The sequence below is a fragment of the Sphingopyxis sp. SE2 genome, assembly GCF_032227185.1.
GTDB lineage: Bacteria > Pseudomonadota > Alphaproteobacteria > Sphingomonadales > Sphingomonadaceae > Sphingopyxis.
Genome location: NZ_JAPMXW010000001.1, coordinates 2,491,347 through 2,509,483 on the forward strand (window position 1 = coordinate 2,491,347; position 18,137 = coordinate 2,509,483).

The 18,137-nt window shown below is 66.6% G+C and carries 20 protein-coding genes; 13 read left to right on the plus strand and 7 right to left on the minus strand.

The features are described 5' to 3' along the window. The first annotated feature begins 104 nt into the window (after positions 1 to 104). The 5 genes from OVY29_RS11795 to OVY29_RS11815 are packed head-to-tail and all read left to right on the plus strand — an operon-like array spanning position 105 to position 5,017. Positions 105 to 1,652 (plus strand): lipopolysaccharide biosynthesis protein, encoded by a 1,548-nt coding sequence (locus tag OVY29_RS11795; protein ID WP_313911449.1) that lies wholly within the window; start codon positions 105 to 107, stop codon positions 1,650 to 1,652. Then, on the plus strand, positions 1,649 to 2,359 hold the full coding sequence (locus OVY29_RS11800) for an HAD-IB family phosphatase (protein WP_037555902.1): 711 nt from the start codon (positions 1,649 to 1,651) through the stop codon (positions 2,357 to 2,359). The genes OVY29_RS11795 and OVY29_RS11800 overlap by 4 nt, the downstream gene beginning before the upstream one ends. Further along, positions 2,359 to 3,498: a hypothetical protein gene (locus OVY29_RS11805; RefSeq protein ID WP_037555903.1), complete on the plus strand. Its 1,140-nt coding sequence runs from the start codon at positions 2,359 to 2,361 to the stop codon at positions 3,496 to 3,498. The genes OVY29_RS11800 and OVY29_RS11805 overlap by 1 nt, the downstream gene beginning before the upstream one ends. Next, positions 3,495 to 4,592, plus strand: coding sequence for a CDP-alcohol phosphatidyltransferase family protein (locus OVY29_RS11810; RefSeq protein ID WP_052182296.1), 1,098 nt, complete (start codon positions 3,495 to 3,497; stop codon positions 4,590 to 4,592). The genes OVY29_RS11805 and OVY29_RS11810 overlap by 4 nt, the downstream gene beginning before the upstream one ends. Continuing rightward, a complete protein-coding gene (locus OVY29_RS11815; protein ID WP_037555904.1) occupies positions 4,589 to 5,017 on the plus strand; it encodes an HIT family protein in 429 nt (142 codons plus the stop codon). The genes OVY29_RS11810 and OVY29_RS11815 overlap by 4 nt, the downstream gene beginning before the upstream one ends. Here OVY29_RS11815 and OVY29_RS11820 read toward each other — a convergent pair. From OVY29_RS11820 to OVY29_RS11830, 3 genes are read right to left on the minus strand one after another with little or no spacing between them, the layout of a single operon-like run. Next, on the minus strand, positions 5,005 to 5,769 hold the full coding sequence (locus OVY29_RS11820; RefSeq protein WP_037555905.1) for a sugar phosphate nucleotidyltransferase: 765 nt from the start codon (positions 5,767 to 5,769) through the stop codon (positions 5,005 to 5,007). The genes OVY29_RS11815 and OVY29_RS11820 overlap by 13 nt on opposite strands. Continuing rightward, positions 5,766 to 6,560 carry a nucleotidyltransferase family protein gene (locus OVY29_RS11825; protein ID WP_037555906.1) on the minus strand — a complete coding sequence of 265 codons (795 nt, stop codon included), beginning with the start codon at positions 6,558 to 6,560 and terminating at the stop codon, positions 5,766 to 5,768. The genes OVY29_RS11820 and OVY29_RS11825 overlap by 4 nt, the downstream gene beginning before the upstream one ends. Beyond that, on the minus strand, positions 6,557 to 7,483 hold the full coding sequence (locus OVY29_RS11830) for an alpha/beta hydrolase (protein ID WP_037555908.1): 927 nt from the start codon (positions 7,481 to 7,483) through the stop codon (positions 6,557 to 6,559). Before OVY29_RS11830 ends, OVY29_RS11825 begins: the two co-directional genes overlap by 4 nt. A 120-nt stretch (positions 7,484 to 7,603) precedes the next feature. On the opposite strand from OVY29_RS11830, the gene OVY29_RS11835 reads away from it, so the two are divergent. The 4 genes from OVY29_RS11835 (at position 7,604) to OVY29_RS11850 (ending at position 11,478) form a co-directional block, all read left to right on the plus strand. Continuing rightward, positions 7,604 to 8,437 carry a diacylglycerol/lipid kinase family protein gene (locus tag OVY29_RS11835; RefSeq protein WP_037555910.1) on the plus strand — a complete coding sequence of 278 codons (834 nt, stop codon included), beginning with the start codon at positions 7,604 to 7,606 and terminating at the stop codon, positions 8,435 to 8,437. Beyond that, complete coding sequence (locus tag OVY29_RS11840) at positions 8,434 to 9,282, plus strand: metallophosphoesterase (RefSeq protein WP_313911450.1); 849 nt, start codon at positions 8,434 to 8,436, stop codon at positions 9,280 to 9,282. Before OVY29_RS11835 ends, OVY29_RS11840 begins: the two co-directional genes overlap by 4 nt. Before the next feature lie 64 nt (positions 9,283 to 9,346). After that, positions 9,347 to 10,438: a hypothetical protein gene (locus OVY29_RS11845; protein WP_235211537.1), complete on the plus strand. Its 1,092-nt coding sequence runs from the start codon at positions 9,347 to 9,349 to the stop codon at positions 10,436 to 10,438. Continuing rightward, on the plus strand, positions 10,435 to 11,478 hold the full coding sequence (locus OVY29_RS11850) for a phosphotransferase family protein (protein ID WP_037555912.1): 1,044 nt from the start codon (positions 10,435 to 10,437) through the stop codon (positions 11,476 to 11,478). The genes OVY29_RS11845 and OVY29_RS11850 overlap by 4 nt, the downstream gene beginning before the upstream one ends. Positions 11,479 to 11,539: 61 nt before the next feature. On the opposite strand, the gene rpsI is transcribed toward OVY29_RS11850, so the two are convergent. The 4 genes from rpsI to OVY29_RS11870 form a co-directional block, all read right to left on the minus strand. Beyond that, the gene (rpsI, locus tag OVY29_RS11855) at positions 11,540 to 12,037 is read right to left on the minus strand and encodes a 30S ribosomal protein S9 (RefSeq protein WP_037555913.1); all 498 of its coding nucleotides are present in this window, start codon (positions 12,035 to 12,037) and stop codon (positions 11,540 to 11,542) included. Next, complete coding sequence (rplM, locus tag OVY29_RS11860; protein ID WP_037555914.1) at positions 12,037 to 12,516, minus strand: 50S ribosomal protein L13; 480 nt, start codon at positions 12,514 to 12,516, stop codon at positions 12,037 to 12,039. The genes rpsI and rplM overlap by 1 nt, the downstream gene beginning before the upstream one ends. A gap of 166 nt (positions 12,517 to 12,682) precedes the next feature. Then, positions 12,683 to 13,489, minus strand: a complete 807-nt coding sequence (locus OVY29_RS11865) for a hypothetical protein (protein ID WP_152567627.1) — start codon at positions 13,487 to 13,489, stop codon at positions 12,683 to 12,685. Beyond that, complete coding sequence (locus tag OVY29_RS11870; RefSeq protein ID WP_037555917.1) at positions 13,486 to 14,535, minus strand: COX15/CtaA family protein; 1,050 nt, start codon at positions 14,533 to 14,535, stop codon at positions 13,486 to 13,488. The genes OVY29_RS11865 and OVY29_RS11870 overlap by 4 nt, the downstream gene beginning before the upstream one ends. 105 nt (positions 14,536 to 14,640) lie before the next feature. On the opposite strand from OVY29_RS11870, the gene OVY29_RS11875 reads away from it, so the two are divergent. The 4 genes from OVY29_RS11875 to OVY29_RS11890 all read left to right on the plus strand — a co-directional run bounded on the left by OVY29_RS11875 (position 14,641) and on the right by OVY29_RS11890 (position 18,125). Then, the gene (locus OVY29_RS11875; protein WP_052182297.1) at positions 14,641 to 15,630 is read left to right on the plus strand and encodes a M48 family metallopeptidase; all 990 of its coding nucleotides are present in this window, start codon (positions 14,641 to 14,643) and stop codon (positions 15,628 to 15,630) included. Positions 15,631 to 15,686: 56 nt separating this feature from the next. Next, the gene (msrA, locus tag OVY29_RS11880) at positions 15,687 to 16,223 is read left to right on the plus strand and encodes a peptide-methionine (S)-S-oxide reductase MsrA (protein ID WP_037555918.1); all 537 of its coding nucleotides are present in this window, start codon (positions 15,687 to 15,689) and stop codon (positions 16,221 to 16,223) included. A gap of 106 nt (positions 16,224 to 16,329) precedes the next feature. Next, the gene (locus tag OVY29_RS11885; RefSeq protein ID WP_235211538.1) at positions 16,330 to 16,899 is read left to right on the plus strand and encodes a YfiR family protein; all 570 of its coding nucleotides are present in this window, start codon (positions 16,330 to 16,332) and stop codon (positions 16,897 to 16,899) included. Next, positions 16,899 to 18,125: a diguanylate cyclase gene (locus OVY29_RS11890; protein WP_052182298.1), complete on the plus strand. Its 1,227-nt coding sequence runs from the start codon at positions 16,899 to 16,901 to the stop codon at positions 18,123 to 18,125. The genes OVY29_RS11885 and OVY29_RS11890 overlap by 1 nt, the downstream gene beginning before the upstream one ends. The last annotated feature ends 12 nt before the right edge of the window (positions 18,126 to 18,137 follow it).

The following is an 18,137-nucleotide window of genomic DNA, read 5'->3' on the forward strand; positions in this document are numbered from 1 at the left end:
TCCCTATGCAATCGCGCGCTGCCTAGACCCGATTGGCAGAGTCGACAAGGGGGTGAACGCGCGAAAGCCGCTGGCAGGCGCGCGGGCAAGGCGCTAGGGCGGCGATGATGAGCGAAAGCGCCGCCCAGCCCGCCGTTACCAGCCGCAGCGTCGCGCGCGGGCTCGGCACGACCGTGCTGGCCCGGCTCGGCGCGGTGGTCGAAATCGTCGCGCAGCCACTCTACGTCCTGATGTTCGGGCTCGCAGGTTACGGCCTCTACGCCGTGCTGTGGGCGGCGGTGAACCTGCTCGAGAATATCTTCGATCTCGGTATGACCAGCGCGATGCAGCGCACCGTCCCGCAATCGGCGAGCGGCGCCGACGCCGCGGCGGCGCTGCGCACGGCGATGGTCTTCGGCGTCGGGCCGTGCATCCTCGTCGCGGCGCTCGTCGCCGTCTTCGCCGCCGACCTCGCGCCGTTGCTCAACGTCGCGGCGAAGGACCGGGAGCTTGTCACCCCCGCGATCCGCATTTTCGTCTGGGCGCTGCCGCTCTGGGCCTTTGTCGAGATCGCGACCTCGGCATTGCGCGCACGCATGCTATTCGGTGCCGAGATACGCCTGCGGATCGTGTGGGAACAGGTGATGCGGCTGGTGTTCGCGGGGCTGTTCTTCGCGGGCGGCCTCGGCCTCAAGGGGCTGTTCATTGCGCACCTCTGTTCGCTTGGCATCACCGCGGCGCTCAGCATCCGGCTGCTCGCGCGCCACTACAGCTTCGCCGACCTGTGGCGCGGGCCGTGGGCGGGAGAGACCGCGCGCAACACCTTTTTGGCGGGCCTCTCGATCCTGCCATCGAACATCATCGCACGGCTGTTCGGCGACGCCCCGGCGCTGATCCTCAACATGCTGCTTCCCGGTGCGGCGGGCGCCGCGGCCGCGGGCCTGTTCACGATCGCGCGCAAACTGTCGAGCGTCGTCCAGCTCGTCCGCATCGCCTTCACCTATGTGATGGCGCCGCTCGCCGCCAGCGCCGAGCGCGAGGACCGGCGCCAGGTCGCCGAGATCTATGCCTATGCGACGCGGCTGATCCTCGCGATCGCGCTGCCGCTCGCTGCCGTGCTCGCGGCGGGCAGCGCATCGCTGCTCGGTCTGTTCGGGCACGGCGCGCAGGCGGCGCAAGCGGCGCTGGTGGTCCTGCTCTTCGCCCGCGCCGCCGAAGCGGTGCTCGGCATTTCGGCACCGGTGCTGCAAGTCGTCGCCGCCTTTCGGCACCAGCTCACCGCCAGCATCTTCGGCGTCGCCGTCGCGATCGGCGCGGGCTGGCTGATCGTCGGCCATCTCGACCCGCTGACGGGGGTGACGCTCGCGACCGCCCTCGGCCTCGTCGTGATGGCGGCGATCCCGATGGTGCAGCTGGCAATCACCGAAAAGCTTCACCCCTTCGACGCCCAATTTCCGGCGGTGGCACTGCGCGGCCTTGCGATCAGCCTCGCAGCCGGCACCGCCGCGGTGCTCGCCGACCTTTTGCCCGACGCGCTTTCGCTGCCGCTGCTCGGGCTGATCGCCGCTGCGTCGATATGGGCAGCGCTACGCTTCGCCCTGCCGCTCGCCGATCGCATGTCGCTGGGCAAGACCGGCCGCAAGCTCCGGCTGTTCGAACCGGAAGCCGCATGACCGGCACGCCATCCCTCCCCCGCGTCGCGATCTACGATCTCGACCGGACCGTGCTGCGCACGCCGACTTTCACGCTGTTCCTGCTGTGGGCGGCGTGGCGCGAGGCGCCTTGGCGCGTGCTGCTGCTGCCCGCGCTCGCCGCGCTGATGATCGGTCATGCGCTGCGCCTTTACGGGCGCGACCGGTTCAAGCCCGCCGCCATTCGCCTGATGCTGGGCAATAGCATCGCACCCGCGCGCGCCGAAACGCTCGCCGCCGCCTTCGCCGCGTGGCGCATTCCGCGCGACGTCCCGCCGGGCGCCGCCGCGTGCATCGCGCGCGACCGGGCCGAGGGCTATCGGCTGCTGATGGCCACAGCCGCCCCCGAATTCTACGCCGGTGCGATCGCCGAGGCACTCGGCTTCGACGCCATCGTCGCCTCGCGCCACCGGCGCGACGATGCGGGCCACTGGCTGCCCCTGCTGGACGGGTCCAATTGTTACGGCCAAGAAAAGGCGCGGCGCGTCAGTGAATGGCTTGCCGCGAACGCCCCGGGCGGCACGGCGCATATTCGCGCCTATTCGGACCATCTCAGCGACGCCCCGACCTTTGCGCTGGCCGGTGAGGCGTGGCTGATCGGGCGCGGCGACAAATATGTCCGGCTGGCCGCGAAGCATGGCTGGCGCGCCGCCGATTTCGAGGACGCCGCGGTGGCCGAGCCCCATTGATGCGCATCCTGTTCCTCTTCATCGGCGAGCCGCATCATGTGTTCCATGCGCTGCCCATCGCGGCGGAGATGGCGGCCGCGGGGCAAGCCATCGACGTCGCCGTCGCGAGCGCGGACCATCTGCGGATGGTCGAACAGGTCGCGCTTGCCTATCCGGGCTTCGCACCAAGCGTCACCCTGCTCGGCCAGAAGGGATTGGCCCGCTGGCTCCGCGACAAGGGGTTCTTCCGCAATCCGCGCCTGCCCATGCTGCTCGATGCCCTGCCCTTTCTGCGGCAGTTCGATGCGATCGTCGTGCCCGAGCGCACGACCACGTCGATCCGGCATTTCCTGCGGCGGGGGACGCGGCTGATCTTTACGCCGCACGGGGCGGGCGACCGGGCGATTACCTTCGATCTGCGCGACCGATATTTCGATTTTGCGCTCGTGGCCGGCGAAAAGAGCGAACGGCGGATGCTCGACGCCGGGACGATCCGGCCGGGTCGTTATGCGGTGAACGGCTATGTGAAGCTCGATCTGATGCCGGGGTTGCAGGCGGCGCGCGAGCCATTGTTCGCCAATGGCCGGCAGACGGTCCTTTACGCCCCCCATTTCAAGCGCGAGCTGTCGTCGTGGGAGCGCTTCGGCCGTGACATCATCGCCTGGTTCGCGGGTCAGGATCGCTACAATCTCGTCGTCGCGCCGCATGTGCGCCTGTTCGCCGAAGCGAGCGACGCCGAGCGCGCGGCGGTAACGAAGCTGGCGGTGCCGGGCGAGATCCTGATCGACCTCGCGTCCGACCGCCTGTTCGACATGAGCTATACGAGCGGCACCGACATCTACCTCGGCGATGTCAGCAGCCAGGTTTACGAGTTTCTCGCCACGCCGCGCCCGTGCGTCTTCCTCAACGCGCATGAGGTCGATTGGACCGGCGATCCCGATTATCTCTTCTGGACGCTCGGCGACGTCGTGGACGATCTCGCTGACTTGCCCGGCGCGCTCGAACGGGCGCCCGCGCGCCATCCGCTTTATGCCGATGCCCAGCGCGAAAGGCTGGCCGAATCGATCGGCGGCAATCCGGCGGGCGCGGCGCGGCGCGGCGCCGAAGCGATCCTCGGCTTTCTTGCAAAGAACGCCGGGCAGGATAAGAGCGGCGGATGACCGACGCCAACCCTCTGCCCGCGCTGACCCCGATCGGCGAAAATTCGACGCCGCTGTGGGGCATGACCAATGCCGAACGGCTGCGGCGGCTGGCGCGCGCGGAAGGCCTGCCCGAAACGTCGACGACGGCACGGCTTTACGTCAATCTCGACTATGTCTTCGATCCGGTGTGGCTCCGCCATATTCTGACGCTGCCCGGAACGGTGGTGATGGACGGCGGCGACCTCGTGATGGCGCATCTGACCGGCGGCATGACCCCGGCCGATATCGCGCAGCATCGCGGCGCACTGACCGTCATCGACTATCGGGACAATCCGCAAATCTACAACCGTCAGCTCCGCAAGCTCGACTGCCCCTTCATCCAGCGGCTGACGCCCGAAACGCGGCGCGCGATCGAACGGAAAAGCTATTTCGGCGCATACAAGGGCGTCACCGACGCGCTGACCAAATATCTGTGGCCCGAGCTCGCTTTATGGCTGACGCGCGGCGCCGCGAGCATCGGCATGACCCCGAATATGGTCACCGCGATCGGCGCGGCGCTCTGTGTCTATGCGACATATCTCTTCGCTTACGGCCATTATTGGGCGGGGATGCTCGCGGGCTTCATCTTCATGGTGCTCGACACCGTCGACGGAAAGCTCGCGCGCTGCACGATCACCTCGTCGAAATGGGGCAATGTCGCCGATCACGGCGTCGACCTGATCCATCCGCCCTTCTGGTGGTATTTCTGGGGCGTAGGCCTCGGCACCTGGGGCCTCGCGCTTTCGACGCAGACCTTCACCTGGGTGATGATCGCGGTCGTCGCGGGCTATGTCCTCCAGCGCGTGATCGAGGGGTTGTTCATCAAGGACTTCGGCATGGACATCCATGTCTGGCAAAGGTTCGACAGCCAGTTCCGCCTGATCACCGCGCGGCGTAACCCCAATTTCGCGATCCTCTTTTTCGCAACGCTGGCCGGGCGCCCCGACATCGGCCTGATCGCACTGGCCTGGTGGACGGTGATCTCGCTGGTCGTCCATGCGGTGCGGCTGGCGCAGGCCTATGCCGTCAAGCGCTCGGGCCGCCCGATCGTCAGCTGGATGGAAGCAGCATGAACGCAACGATCGAGAAATTCGGCCACCCCGCGACGCTGATCGCCGAATATGATCATTGGGTCGTGCTGCTCCGCCCCGCGCAGCCGACGCTTGGCGCATTGGTGCTGGCGGCAAAGTCCAACGCGACGGCGTTCGGCGACCTGCCTCCCGAAGCGCACGCCGAACTCAAGACCGCCACCGCCGCGATCGAGGCCGCGCTGAGCCACGCGGTCGGTTACGCGAAGATCAACTATCTGATGCTGATGATGGTCGACCCGCACGTCCATTTCCACGTCCTGCCGCGCTATGACGGCGAACGTTCGGGTGCGGGGCTGACGGTGGGGGACGCGGGCTGGCCCGGGCAACCCGACCTCGGACAAGCGATCAAGCTGGACGAAACGCAGATTGCCGCGCTCATCGGCTGGCTCAAACCCTATTTCGCGTAGCGGCCTTCTTCGGCCCATTTCGCGGTGAGCGCGTCGGCGGCTTCGACGTCCTGCGGGAAGTCGACTTCCTGCCATTCGAGACCCTCGATCGACACGGTGCCGACTCGATTGCCCTTCGCGATGATGTCGATCGCACGCAGATACCAGCGTTCGACCCCGTCGGGGGTGCGCATCATCTGGTCGACCTGATTGCGAAAGATCGAGGGGCCGTCGCCGACGAAGGCGAGCATCCCGATCGACTCCGCATTGGTGTCGGGGGGCAGCAGCCTTTTGCCGATGTGGTGCAGGCGCCCCTCGGCGTCGCGATTCACCTTCATGTCGTCGTCGTCATAGTCGGGTTTGACGTCGACGGTGACGTTGATCGGCTCGTTCGCGCCTTCGATGAGCTTCGCGACGATCTGGTCCGAGACGATGGTGTCGCCGTTGAGGATGATGAAGTCGCGGTCCATCTCCTCGCGCGCGATCCAGCAGGTGCCGAGATTGTCGGCGACCTGAAAGAAGGGGTTGAACAGGGTACGGATGCGCGCACCGGTGTCGCGATAGAGCTGGAGCGCATGGTCCTCGACGCGCTCGGTGCGGAAGCCCGTCACGACGACGATGTCCTTGATCCCGTTCGCGACGAGCGCCGCGACCTGCCAGCTGATGAGGCTGCGGCCGTTGAACTCTATCAGGCATTTGGGAATGTCGCGCGTCAGCGGCAGCAGGCGCGAACCTTGCCCGGCCGACAGGATGATGGCTTTGTCGATGCTCATAGGGGCCGCCCTATAGCGTCTTGCCGCCGCGCGGCAAATATCGCTTCGATCAGTTCGATGTCGGCCGGCTTGTCCGCGTCGATGCACGCCTCGGGTTCGGACATCGGCACGACCCGTGCTTTGAGCCCAAAACGCAGCCCGGCGCGCGCGATCCCCTGCTGGATCGTGAACAGGCGAAGCAGCGCGCCGAGCAGCAGCCAGGGGCCGAAAGCGGCGACGATCTTGAGTCCCTTCTTGCGGTCGCGCTCGATCCGCCCCCAAAAATCGAGCAAGGGCAGCACGCGGCGACCACGCAGGCGGAACATGTTCGCGCCCGACCACCAGCCGCCGCGGAATTTCAGCCAGGTGCGCTTCGACTGCGGATAGCGTGCGAGCAGCACCTCACGCTCGACCATCGCCACTGCAACATCGCTTTCCTCGGCATCACGGAGAAACTCGGCGATCATCGTTGGCGTGAGCAAAACATTGTCGGCGGTGGTGACGAGCAGCGGATCATCGCCTGGCGGCAATGCGGCGGCAAGCGAGCTGCTGATCCCCTGCCCCGAATCGGCGAAATGCAGGTCGGCGAAATCCGCAAGGTCCGGCTCGGCGGCCAGTTCGGCGCTATTCTGGGCCAAGATCGTGATCGGCCCGACGAACGGCGAGTTCCGGAGCGCGTCCACGACATGGACGAGCATCGGCCGGCCCGCGATCGACAGCAGCGCCTTGGTCGACACGCCGCTTCCCGAAAGCAACGGGTCGGGGCCGGGACGGCTGCCCGCGAGAACGATTGCGGGGATCGGCGCGCTCACTGCGCGGCCTCTGCCGCCGGCGCGATGCGGCGGCCCGTCACGCCGCGCAGGAAATCGGTGGCTTCGTCGAGCACCGGCCCGCGGCTCCTGAACGGCACGGCGAGCGCCATGACGATGCCGGTATGCCCCATCCCGGGATAGATGCGCAAAGTCGCCGAACCGCCAGCGCGTTCGATCGCAGCGGCAAGGTTCTGGCTGTTGCGCGGGCGCACTATATCATCCTCATCACCGGTCGCGAGCCACAAAGGCGGCGCGTCGCCGCGGGCGAAGTGAATCGGCTGCGTCTTCTCGATCGGCTTGACCTTTCCCATCGCCCTGTCACCGCGGCCGCCCTTTTCGAGCGGCAGGAAATCATAGGGCCCGGCAAGGCCCGCAACGCCGCGGATGATCGACGGGTCGCTCTTCGCGGCGCGCAGCCACGCCGGATCGAGCGCGAGCATCACGGCATTATAGGCCCCCGCCGAATGGCCCATCAGCGCGATCCGCTCGGGATCGCCGCCAAGCTTGGCGATATGTTCATGCGTCCACGCGACCGCCGCCGCGCTGTCCTCGATAAAGTCGGGCCAATGCGCCTTGGGCACCAGCCGGTAATCGGGGGTCACCACGACAAAGCCCTGCCGCGCCAATGCCCGCCCGGCGAAGCCATAGCTGCCGCGCTCGCCGCTGTCCCAGCCGCCGCCGTAGAAGAAAACGACCACGGGGAACCGGTCGCCCTCCTTGAGGCTTTCGGGAGCCCAGATGTCGAGCGACTGGCGGGGTCCGCTGCCATAGGGTTGGTCGGCGAGCAAAAGCCGCGCGCCGTCGCCCTGTCCGAGCAGCCGGTCCGCCATGTTGAGCGACTTCGCGCCGCCCGCGACGATCATCTTGGCGCCGCCGCCGAACAGCAGCACGAGCAGCAGGACCACGAAGAGAATCTTGATCAATCGCTGTCCTCTGGAAACCGGCGCGTCATCTTTGGCGCCCTACAGGGCAGCGGAGCGGCGAACAAGCCAGCGGCGCGATAGGCACGCGACCTTTTCCGCCCTCGCGCGTAGGAAAGTGCGATGACGACAGGAAACTTCACCCGCCCGGCTCTTGTCTGCAACAGCCAGAGCGGCAGTCATGATGACGCCGTCCTGGCCGAGATCGTCGAAAGCTGCCGCGCTGCGGGCGCACCGCTCGTCGCCGTCTTTGCGCTGCCCGACGACGAGATTCCCGATGCGGGCGAACTCGTCCGGCAAGGCATCGACCTGCTGCTCGTCTGGACCGGCGACGGGACGATCAACGCTGCGGCGACCGGGGCCGCAGGCTGGGATGGCGCTATCCTGCCGCTTCCCGGCGGGACGCTCAACCTTCTGTCGAAGAAACTGCACGGCGACCGGCCAGTGACCGAAATCCTGACGGACGCACTGCAGGGCAAGGCGCGGCGGCAACCGGTCCCCATGATCCGGTCCGATGACGGCGACGCCTTTATCACGATCGTCGCCGGCCCCGCGACGCAATGGGCCGAAGTGCGCGAAACGATGCGGCAGGACGGGTTGATCGAAGCAAGCCGGTCGGCGCCCGACGCGCTCGACGCGATGATCAACGCCCCGGGGGTTGCAGTGGCTGGACACGGCCGGACCTATCCGGCGATCATCCTTACCCCGACAGCGCAGGGCATCCGCGCCGACGGCATATTGACCGAGGGCACCGCCGACGTGCTGCGTCATGGCTTGGCCTGGCTCGGCGGCGATTTTCGCGACGGGCCGAGCGAGGCAATCATCAGCGGCGAAACGATCATCCTTGAAAGCGGTGTGCCGATCAGCCTCGAATATGACGGCGAGCTCGGCGAAACGCCCTCTCCCGCGCGCTTCGGGCTCGCCGCGAGCGCGGTGGACTTCGTCGCGACGGCATGACCCGGCTCTTCCATATCAGCGACCTGCATTTCGGGCTCGAAGACCAGGCCGCACTCGCCTGGTTCGCCGATTGCGTGCGGCACGAAGGCCCCGATGCGGTGTTGATCACCGGCGACCTCACGATGCGCGCGCGCAGCCGCGAATTCGCCGCGGCCTGCGACTGGATCGGCGCGCTCGACGTGCCGGTGACGGTCGAAGTCGGCAATCACGACCTGCCCTATTTCAACCCCGTCGAACGCTTCTTCTTCCCATATCGCCGCATTCGCGGGATCGAGCGGCTGGTCGAGCGTGAACTCGACCTTCCCGGTGTCGCCGTGGTGCCGTTGAAGACGACCGCGCGCGCCCAATGGCGGCTCGACTGGTCGAAGGGATGGGTGACCGACAAGGCGCTCGAAAAGACGCTCGCTGCCATCGAGACGCTGCCGCGCGGCACGACGGTGCTGGTCACCGCCCATCACCCGCTGGTCGAGGCCGGCACGAAGGGCCGCGCACTGACCCGCGGCGGCGAGCGCGCGCTCGCGGCCCTGGCGAAGCGCGGCGTGGCGGCTGTGCTGACCGGGCATGTTCACGATGCCTTCGACCTGAAAAAGACGACCGCTGCGGGTCCGATCCGCATGATCGGAGCGGGCACGCTGTCGCGGCGGATCCGATCGACCCCTCCTAGTTTCAACGACCTGACCGTCGAAGGCGCTTCAATCGACGTCCGCGTGCGCAATCTCGAGCATGTCCCGACCTGTGACATGCAGATCGGCGACGTGCCGCCCGACGCGCTGCCGCCGCGCAAACCCGGCGAACCGGTAGCCCCCGTCGCGGCGGTGCCGCCGGTCGATCCGCCAGTGCATTGACGCGACGCCCCATTGACGCACCCCGGCGGCCCGTTAAGTTGCAAGAAAAAACGGGATGAGGATCATGCTGACAAAAGGCGACGATTATCCGTTGCATCAGACCAGCGAGCCGATTGCGTTCGCAGGGACCGACCGCAATTTTTACGACCGCTATTTCTTCAACGGCTATTCGCCCGACGGATCGATCTTCTTTGCTGCTGCAATGGGGTTTTATCCGCAGCTCGGTATCGTCGACGCGAGTTTCTGCGTCATCGCCGACGGGGTTCAGCATAATCTTCGCGCCAGCCGGCGATCGGGCGGCGAGCGGCTCGAACTGTCGGTGGGGCCGATCGCGCTCAACATCGACGTGCCGCTCGAAATCGTCACGCTGCGGATCGCGCCTGGTGACTGGCCGCTCGCGGGCGAACTACGCTTCACCGGCCGCCATTTCCCGATCGAGGAACCGCGCTTCATCCGCCGCAACGGCACGCGGCTGTTCATGGATTATACGCGCATGACGCAGAACGGCCAGTGGTCGGGCTGGCTGTCGGTGAACGGGCAGCGCATCGATGCCGGCCCAGACTGGACCGGCACGCGCGATCGCAGCTGGGGCATCCGCCCCGTCGGCGCGAGCGAACCGCAGCCGCCGCCCGAAGGCAATTTCAGTCAATTTTTCTGGTTGTGGACGCCGTGCAATTTCGAAAACAGCTCGCTTTTCTTCCACAGCAACGACGACGGTGCGGGCAATCCGTGGAACCGCCGTGCCGTGATCGTCAGCGATGGCGGGACCGAGCGGCATTTCGACGCCGCGACCTTCAGCGCCGACTGGCAGCCGGGGTCGCGGCGGATCGCGCGGATGACCGCCGACCTGGGGTATGGGCAGTCGCTGACGCTAACCCCCATCGGACCCGTCTTCGCGATGAGCGGGCTCGGCTACACGCACCCCGTCTGGGGCCACGGCCTCGACCATGGCGCCGAACTCGCCGTCGCGCACGACAGTCTTTCGGAAGCCGATCGCGGCTGGGGCAATCCGCTTGCAATGCACATTCAGGCGCTCGTCACCGCCGAGCTTGTCGATGGCGGCAACAATCATCGCGGCGCCGGCGTGCTCGAACAATTGTTCGTCGGCCCGCACGAACCCACCGGTCTCTCCGGCGTGATGGACCCGGTGCGGTGAGCTTCCCTACCTGCCCCGAGGCGATGTCGCCCGCGTGGCTGGCCGGGACATTGGGACAGGACCCCGACACACTGCGCGGCTTCACCGTCGCCAAGGTCGGCACCGGTCAGATGTGCGACAGCTTTCGCCTGACGCTCGACTGGACGGGCGATGTCGGCACGCCGTCAACGGTCGTGGCCAAATGCCCGAGCCATGACGAGGCGAGCCGCCATATCGCAAAGCTGACCGGCACTTACGTCAAGGAAGTCAACTGGTACCGCGAACTGGCAGCGGAGAGCGGTGTCGCCGCACCCTTTTGCCATCATGCCGAGATCGCGGATAACGATGTCGATTTCGTCCTGATCCTGTCGGACCTCGCACCCGCGCGACAGGGCGACCAGCTTGCGGGACTGGGGCTGGATGGGCTCGTCCCGTGCATCGACGCCGCGGCCGGGCTCCACGCCCTGCTGTGGAACGACCCGCGACTCGACACGCTTCCCTGGCTGGCGCGCGACAATGGTGAAGTGATCCGAGCGCTGTTTCCCCAGCTCTATGCCGGCTTTCGCGAACGCTATGCAGAGCGACTCGACCCGGAGGTGCTCGACCTTGGCGCCGGGATCGTCGAGCGGCTCGACGCCTATCTCGGGCGGCAGACCGCGGCGCGCACGATCGTCCATGGCGACCTGCGCATCGACAACATCCTCTTTGCGCCCGATGGCGAAAGTTGCTGGCTTGTGGACTGGCAGACGCTCGGGCGCGGCAGCGGTGCGGCTGATCTTGCCTATCTCATCGGAACAAGCATCGCCGACCCGCTCGATCGCGCAGCGGCCGACCGGCCGGGTTTCGACCGCTGGATAGCAGCACTCCAACAGCGCGGCATTGCGCCCGACGCGGTCGCGCTGTGGGACGATTACCGCGCTGGTGCGCTCAGCGGCTATTTCATGGCGGTTTTCGCGTCGATGAGCGTCGAACGCACGGCGCGCGGCGACGAGATGTTCGCCGTGATGGCCGAGCGCCCCGCGCGGCAGGCGCTGATGCTGGGAAGTCTCGATCTGCTCTGACGAAAAAGGGCGGCCCGTTGCCGGACCGCCCTTTCCTTCTCCACCCGTCGGCGGAAAAAACTTAGCGCTTCGAGAACTGGAAGCTGCGGCGGGCCTTCGCCTTACCGTACTTCTTGCGCTCGACGGCGCGGCTGTCGCGGGTCAGGAAGCCGGCCGCCTTCACCGGGCTGCGCAGCGCCGGTTCGAAGCGGGTCAGCGCCTGCGCGATGCCGTGAAGAACGGCGCCAGCCTGGCCCGACAAACCGCCGCCCTTGACGGTCGCGACAACGTCATACTGGCCAACGCGCTCGGTCAGGCCGAAGGGCTGGTTGATGACGAGGCGCAGCGTCGGACGTGCAAAATAGACTTCCTGGTCGCGGCCGTTGATCGTGATCTTGCCCGTGCCGGGCTTGACCCACACGCGGGCGACTGCGTCCTTGCGGCGGCCGGTCGCATAGGCGCGGCCCTGCTTGTCGACGATCTTTTCGCGGAGCGGCGCGGTCGGCGTTGCCGGAGCGACGGTGCCTTCGACGGCGCCGCCGAGGTCCTTGAGATCGGTCATGGTCTGTTCCTCAGCCATTATGCACCCACCTTGTTCTTGCGGTTCATCGACGCGACGTCGATCACTTCGGGATTCTGCCCTTCGTGCGGATGTTCGGTACCGGCGAAGATGCGCAGGTTGCGCATCTGCTGGCGACCGAGCGGACCGCGCGGGATCATGCGTTCGACGGCCTTTTCGAGCACGCGCTCGGGGAAACGGCCTTCGAGGATCTTCGCCGGGCTCGTTTCCTTGATGCCGCCGGCATAGCCGGTGTGCTTGTAGTAACGCTTGTCCTGCAGCTTCTTGCCGGTGAACGCCACCTTCTCGGCATTGATGACGATGACATTGTCACCGCAATCGACGTGCGGGGTAAACGACGGCTTGTGCTTGCCGCGCAGGATGTTGGCGATGATCGTCGCGACGCGGCCCACAACAAGGCCCTCGGCGTCGATCAGCACCCATTTCTTTTCGACCGTCGCGGCGTTCGCCGACTGGGTCGTCTTGGTCAGCGCCTTCATGGCACGCTCCTTGACAGATATGGACCGGAGCAAGAGCGCCCCGAAACAAATGCGCCGCCTAATCCCATGGGACGATGCGGCGCTTCGGAGCGGGCCAATGGCGCCAGACAAGCGAAAAGTCAAGCGTAGCGCGGCTTTGCTGACGGGTATTATGATACCCCAAGCTTCAAGACACTGGTTCCAGCGCCCGCACGCGCTCTTCGATCAGCTTGCGGCCCTCGCCATCAGGCCCGGCAATCCAACTCTGGCGGTGCTCACGCATGACCAGCCCCGTACCGGTATCGACGGTCCACAAATTGTCGATCTCGAGCGACTGCGCTTTCCCGGCGATCAAGGTTGAATCCCGTTCGATCCTGGCAATGGTGCGCCGGGCGCCGTCGGTGTGGATAGATACGTCCGTATCGTCGGATACTGCGGCGGCAGAAATGGCGGCGTTCGCGGGCGCGATCAGCGCACGGATGTCGGCGGTCGCCAGCCGGTCGCGTTCGGCGGCGGGCAGCGCGGCGATCAGTTGCGCAAGTTGCCGGGCTTCGGCTCGCTCCGCTTCGGCACCCGCCCGCTCCACCCGTGTCGTCACCCGCTCCCATAATTGGTCAGGATCGACAAGATCGATGCGGCTGCCGTCAGACGGGACCAAATAGGCGATGTTTTCGCCGACGAGCGGGTCAAGCATAACCGTCACCATGCGCGTCACGTCGGGTTGCGCGCCTGATTCGATTCGTTGCAGCACCGTGTCGAGCCGATAGCCCCGCCCGGTCCGCTGCCATTCGAGCACATAGACGAGCGCGAAATCGATCAGCTTTCCGTCACGGCCGATACGGCGCGTCGTTACCTGATAGCGCAGCGGCACACCCACCGGCGGCGCGAACCGGACTTGCGCGGCTGTGGCGGGCGAGGCGTCGCCCGGCGCAGCCACCGCCTGCGATGGGGGCGTCAGCAGCAGCAAGGCACCGAGAGCGCCTGCCAGCATCATGCGCCGTCGCGGCCCAGTCGGTGGAGCGATGCCGCCGCCGCGGCGACAAGGATGGCGCCGACGACTTGGTGCAGCACGGCCACCCACATCGAAACCCCCGACACGACGGTCCAGATGCCAAGCAGCATCTGCGCCGCGACGGCCGCGACGAGCAGTCGGGCTTCGCGCCTCGCACCGCGCCGCGACAGCGTCCGCGCGAGAAGCAACAGCGCAAGCGCGGCGACCCACGACCACCAGCGATGGAGGAAGTGAATGAGGAAGGGATCGTTGGTTAGCGCGAGCCACGCGCCGCCCGTCCAGTCGATGCCTTCGGGCATGAAATGATCGTTCATCAGCGGCCAGCTGCTGGAAACATAGCCGGCGTTGAGTCCCGCGACCCATGCGCCGAGCAGCAGCTGGACGAAGAGGATGGTGATCACAGCCACCGCCGGGCGGGTCAGCCGCGCGGGGGGGCTGGCCGGATCGCGCGCCAGCCCGGTGAGGTCGCGCGCCGTCCAGACGAGCCCGGCGAGCAGGAACAGCGCGGTCAGCAGATGTGTCGCGAGACGAAAATGGCTGACGTCGGTGCGATATTCGAGGCCCGAAGCCACCATCCACCAGCCGATCGCGCCCTGCAGCCCGACGAGTGCCGCAAGCGCGAACAGGCGCCAGCCATAGCCCGCGGGAATGGCGCGACGCCAGGCGTACCAGATCAGCGGTACGAGCAGCGCCATGCCGACCAGCCGCCCGAGGATGCGGTGCAGCCATTCCCAGAAGAAGATCGCCTTGAAGCCCTCAAGCGTCATGCCGAGGTTGATCGCCTGATATTCGGGAATCCGCTTGTATTTTTCGAACTCCTCGACCCATCCGGCCTCGGTCAGCGGCGGGATCACACCCGAGACCGGCCGCCATTCGGTGATAGACAGTCCGGATTCGGTCAGCCGGGTGATGCCGCCGACGCCGACCACGATGATCACGAGCAGCGCGACGGCCCAGAGCCAGCGCGCCAGCGCCGCGGGGCGGGGTTGGCGCGCATCAGGCGCGGGTGAGGTGGAGATTTGCGTCATCGCCCGCCCTATCGACGCTTGCCGAACGATAGGCAAGAGGCCGGGAACACCGCCACAAGGTGAAATTCATGGTCGCGACAGGCGCGCCTTGATAGGGGAAGGCCGATGCTGCGCCGCGCCCGACGAATCCTGACTGCCCTGATGCTGCCGATAACCGCGCCGTCGATGGCGGCGTCCGCCGAGCCATCGCCCTATGCCACGCTGGCGGCGGCGGAGGCGCGCGTGGCGGCGATCGGTTTTCGCCTGACGACTGAAAACGCCGCCTGGTGCCCGATGCGCCAGCCGCAGTTCGGCTGGATCTGGGGCGACCCGCGTCTTTACGACGAGGACCGGCGCGACGAGGCGCTCGGCGTCTATGGCGCCGATGATCGGGCACATGCCTTCATCGCCGCGCTGGCGCCCGCATCGCCGGCCGCATCGGCGGGGGTCGGCGTCGGTACATCGGTGACCGGAATTGGCGAAGCGCCCGTCCCCGACGGTGGCGGCAATCACCCCTTTGCGCGGATCACCGCAATCGAAACTTACCTCGCGGCGCTGCCCGCCGATGCCGCGCTGGCGCTTCGCACCGGCGCGGGGCGCACGGTCAGCGTCATGCCCAAACCCGGATGCGCCAGCGACTTTCGCGTCGAGGCGAACGAGAAACCCGGCGCCGTCGCCGACGGACGCATGGTGCTCGTCAACCAGGGACTCATCGAATTTTCGCCCGACGACGAAGAACTCGCAGCGGCGATCGCGCACGAACTGGCGCACAATATCCTGCGCCACCGCGCACGGCTCGACGCGGCGGGGGTCGATCGCGGGCTGGCGAAGCAATTCGGGCGCAACGCGCGCATGTTCAAGCAGACCGAGATCGAGGCCGACCGTCTGTCGGTGTGGCTGCTCGCCGGCGCGGGCTACGACCCTGCCGCAGCGGCGCGCTTCTGGTCGCGTTTCGGCCAACGCAAGGGCCGGCCGCTGTTCCAGGCGAGCACCCATCCCTCGTGGCGCGACCGCGTCGCCGCGCTCGAAGACGAAGCCGCCGCCATCGCCGCGGCGCGAATGCTCGGCCGGTCACTGTACCCACCGTTGATCGACGCGCCGCCGCCCTTGGAATAGGATGATCCACATCCTATTTGGGAAATATTCCCGCCTCCCCGATAAGGATCGCCATCATGACCCGTGAAACCGCCATTTTTGCCGGAGGCTGCTTCTGGTGCACCGAAGCCGTGTTCCAGTCGCTCGAAGGCGTCGATGGTGTCGAGAGCGGCTATATCGGAGGTCATGTCGCGAACCCGACCTACAAGCAGGTGTGCGGCGGCGACACCGGACACGCCGAAGCGATCCGCATCGGCTTCGACCCTTCGGTCATTTCCTATGCCGACCTGCTCGACGTCTTTTTCGCGACGCACGATCCGACGCAGCTCAACCGCCAAGGGGGCGACATCGGCACCCAGTATCGCAGCGCGATCTTCCCGCTCGACGCCGCGCAGGCCGACGCTGCGCGCGCCGGAATCGCGCGGGCCGCAGCCGACTGGCCCGCGCCGATCGTCACGACGGTCGAAAGCGCGTCCGACTGGTATCCGGCCGAGGATTATCATCAGGCCTATTGGGAAGGCGAAGGACAGCGCAACCCCTATTGCATGGCGGTCATTCCACCGAAACTGGCCAAATTGCGCAAGGGATTCAGCGAGCGCTTGCGAACGGCGTAGAAGCGCCCTGACATATGCGGCCATTGTTGCAATATGGCCGCATGACGTCACTTTTCATTGACTTTCCAATTGTTTTGACTAGCGGACGCGCCTTCGCTGGGGCAGGATGGCCCTGAAACACAGCTGGGGGCACAGCCAGGTGCTGGCATCACTGTTATTGATCGGCGCGTTGGTGACGACGCCGCATATGTCGGTTCAGGCGGCAAGCCAATCGGTTGTCGAGGAAAGCGCCGGCGGGATGACGCGGGCGGTCAACCGGATGATCGGCGGCATCGCGAGCTACGCCCGCTGGCCCGACGGGTCGACTGCAGCCAACCGCCAGATGTGCGTCGTCGGGACGCCGCGCCTCGCGCCGCGCATGGCGCCGGATACGCCGGGCCGGGGTTCGATCTCGGTCCGTCTGACCCCTGCGGCCGGCGTCACCCCCGATTGCGACATATTGTTCCTCGGCCGGATGCCGGTTGCCGACCGGCGGCAATTGATCGCATGGGTTCGCGGCCGCCCGGTTCTGACGATCACCGACGATGACGCGGCGTGCATCTATGGCGCGATGTTCTGCCTCAACAGCCGCGCCGCGAGCCTCAGCTTCTCGGTCAATCTCGACGCGATCGGCCGCGGCCCGCTGCGGATCGACCCGCGCGTGTTGCGCATCGGTTCCGGGCAGGGAGGCGCGTGATGAGCGGATCCGATCTGCCTCGCTCCGCCCCACGCATCGGTGCACGCACAACGCTGCAAAAACTGCTGTCGCGCTTCCATTTCGGCATCACGCTGTTCGCCGTCGCCTTGTCGGGGCTGACGATCCTGCTTGCGGGGGTGACGGCGCTGCGTGGTTATGCCGACCGCAACATGGAACTGGCTGCGCAGCTCGGCGCCTATGGCGTCGAGCCGGCGCTGGTGTTCAACGATCCGGTCGCGGCGCGCGAAGGGCTCGAACCGCTGACCCACATTCCCGGAATAGCGCGGTTGCGGGTACTCAACGATGTCGGACGACCCGTGATCGAGTGGACGTCGCCTACCGCCGATCCGGCCCCCATGCTCAGCCGTATCTTCTTCCCCCGCCCCTTCGCGGTGACGGTCGAGCGCAACGGATCGGCGATCGGGACGATCGAGGTCTGGGGCGACAGTTCGACGCTGGTCGACTATGTCCGGCTCGGTCTGCTCGCCGGGCTGACCTGTCTGCTCATTACCGCATTCGGCACGATCTTTCTCGCGCGGCGGTTCGAATATGAGCTCGTCAAGCCGCTCAATGAAATTGCCACCGTCGCGCACGACGTGCGGCTTCATCGCCGCTTCGACAAGCGGGTCCAGCCGCTTGGCATCGCCGAACTCGACCGGCTTGGCGGCGACATCAATGCCCTGCTTGACGAACTGCAGGGTTGGCAGGGCCATATGGAAAGCGAACGCGCGCTGCTCGCTCACCGCGCGTCGCACGACCCGCTCACCGCCATGCCGAACCGCGCCGCCTTCGATGAACAGCTCGCACGGCGCATCGAGGCGGCCGAGGGTCGTGGCGGCCGCTTTGCGCTGCTGTTCATCGATGCCGATAATTTCAAGGCGGCCAACGACAATTTCGGCCACGCCGCGGGCGACGCCGTGCTCGTCGCGCTGTCGGCCTGTATCAAGGAAACGCTGCGCAAGGGTGATTTCGCCGCCCGCATCGGCGGCGACGAATTCGTCGTCATCATCGATCCCTTCGACGCCGACGCGGTCGCTGAAGAACTCGCCGGCCGGATCCGGGCCTGTGTGTCGCAACCGATCGCCCTGCCCGAGGGACAGACCTATCGCGCATCGGTCAGCGTCGGCGTCGCCACCTTCCCGGACAGCGGCAATAACGCGACCGCGCTGCTTACCGCCGCCGACGCCGCAATGTATGCCGACAAATTGGCCAACCGTTCCCGATGATTAGCGGAGAAA

Bases quoted from the DNA above. Each gene is read 5' to 3' on its own strand.
- OVY29_RS11795 (WP_313911449.1), top strand. From the start codon at position 105: ATGATGAGCGAAAGCGCCGCCCAGCCCGCCGTTACCAGCCGCAGCGTC.
- OVY29_RS11800 (WP_037555902.1), top strand. From the start codon at position 1,649: ATGACCGGCACGCCATCCCTCCCCCGCGTCGCGATCTACGATCTCGAC.
- OVY29_RS11805 (WP_037555903.1), top strand. From the start codon at position 2,359: ATGCGCATCCTGTTCCTCTTCATCGGCGAGCCGCATCATGTGTTCCAT.
- OVY29_RS11810 (WP_052182296.1), top strand. From the start codon at position 3,495: ATGACCGACGCCAACCCTCTGCCCGCGCTGACCCCGATCGGCGAAAAT.
- OVY29_RS11815 (WP_037555904.1), top strand. From the start codon at position 4,589: ATGAACGCAACGATCGAGAAATTCGGCCACCCCGCGACGCTGATCGCC.
- OVY29_RS11820 (WP_037555905.1), bottom strand. From the start codon at position 5,769: ATGAGCATCGACAAAGCCATCATCCTGTCGGCCGGGCAAGGTTCGCGC.
- OVY29_RS11835 (WP_037555910.1), top strand. From the start codon at position 7,604: ATGACGACAGGAAACTTCACCCGCCCGGCTCTTGTCTGCAACAGCCAG.
- OVY29_RS11840 (WP_313911450.1), top strand. From the start codon at position 8,434: ATGACCCGGCTCTTCCATATCAGCGACCTGCATTTCGGGCTCGAAGAC.
- OVY29_RS11845 (WP_235211537.1), top strand. From the start codon at position 9,347: ATGCTGACAAAAGGCGACGATTATCCGTTGCATCAGACCAGCGAGCCG.
- rpsI (WP_037555913.1), bottom strand. From the start codon at position 12,037: ATGGCTGAGGAACAGACCATGACCGATCTCAAGGACCTCGGCGGCGCC.
- rplM (WP_037555914.1), bottom strand. From the start codon at position 12,516: ATGAAGGCGCTGACCAAGACGACCCAGTCGGCGAACGCCGCGACGGTC.
- OVY29_RS11865 (WP_152567627.1), bottom strand. From the start codon at position 13,489: ATGATGCTGGCAGGCGCTCTCGGTGCCTTGCTGCTGCTGACGCCCCCA.
- OVY29_RS11870 (WP_037555917.1), bottom strand. From the start codon at position 14,535: ATGACGCAAATCTCCACCTCACCCGCGCCTGATGCGCGCCAACCCCGC.
- OVY29_RS11875 (WP_052182297.1), top strand. From the start codon at position 14,641: ATGCTGCGCCGCGCCCGACGAATCCTGACTGCCCTGATGCTGCCGATA.
- msrA (WP_037555918.1), top strand. From the start codon at position 15,687: ATGACCCGTGAAACCGCCATTTTTGCCGGAGGCTGCTTCTGGTGCACC.
- OVY29_RS11885 (WP_235211538.1), top strand. From the start codon at position 16,330: ATGGCCCTGAAACACAGCTGGGGGCACAGCCAGGTGCTGGCATCACTG.
- OVY29_RS11890 (WP_052182298.1), top strand. From the start codon at position 16,899: ATGAGCGGATCCGATCTGCCTCGCTCCGCCCCACGCATCGGTGCACGC.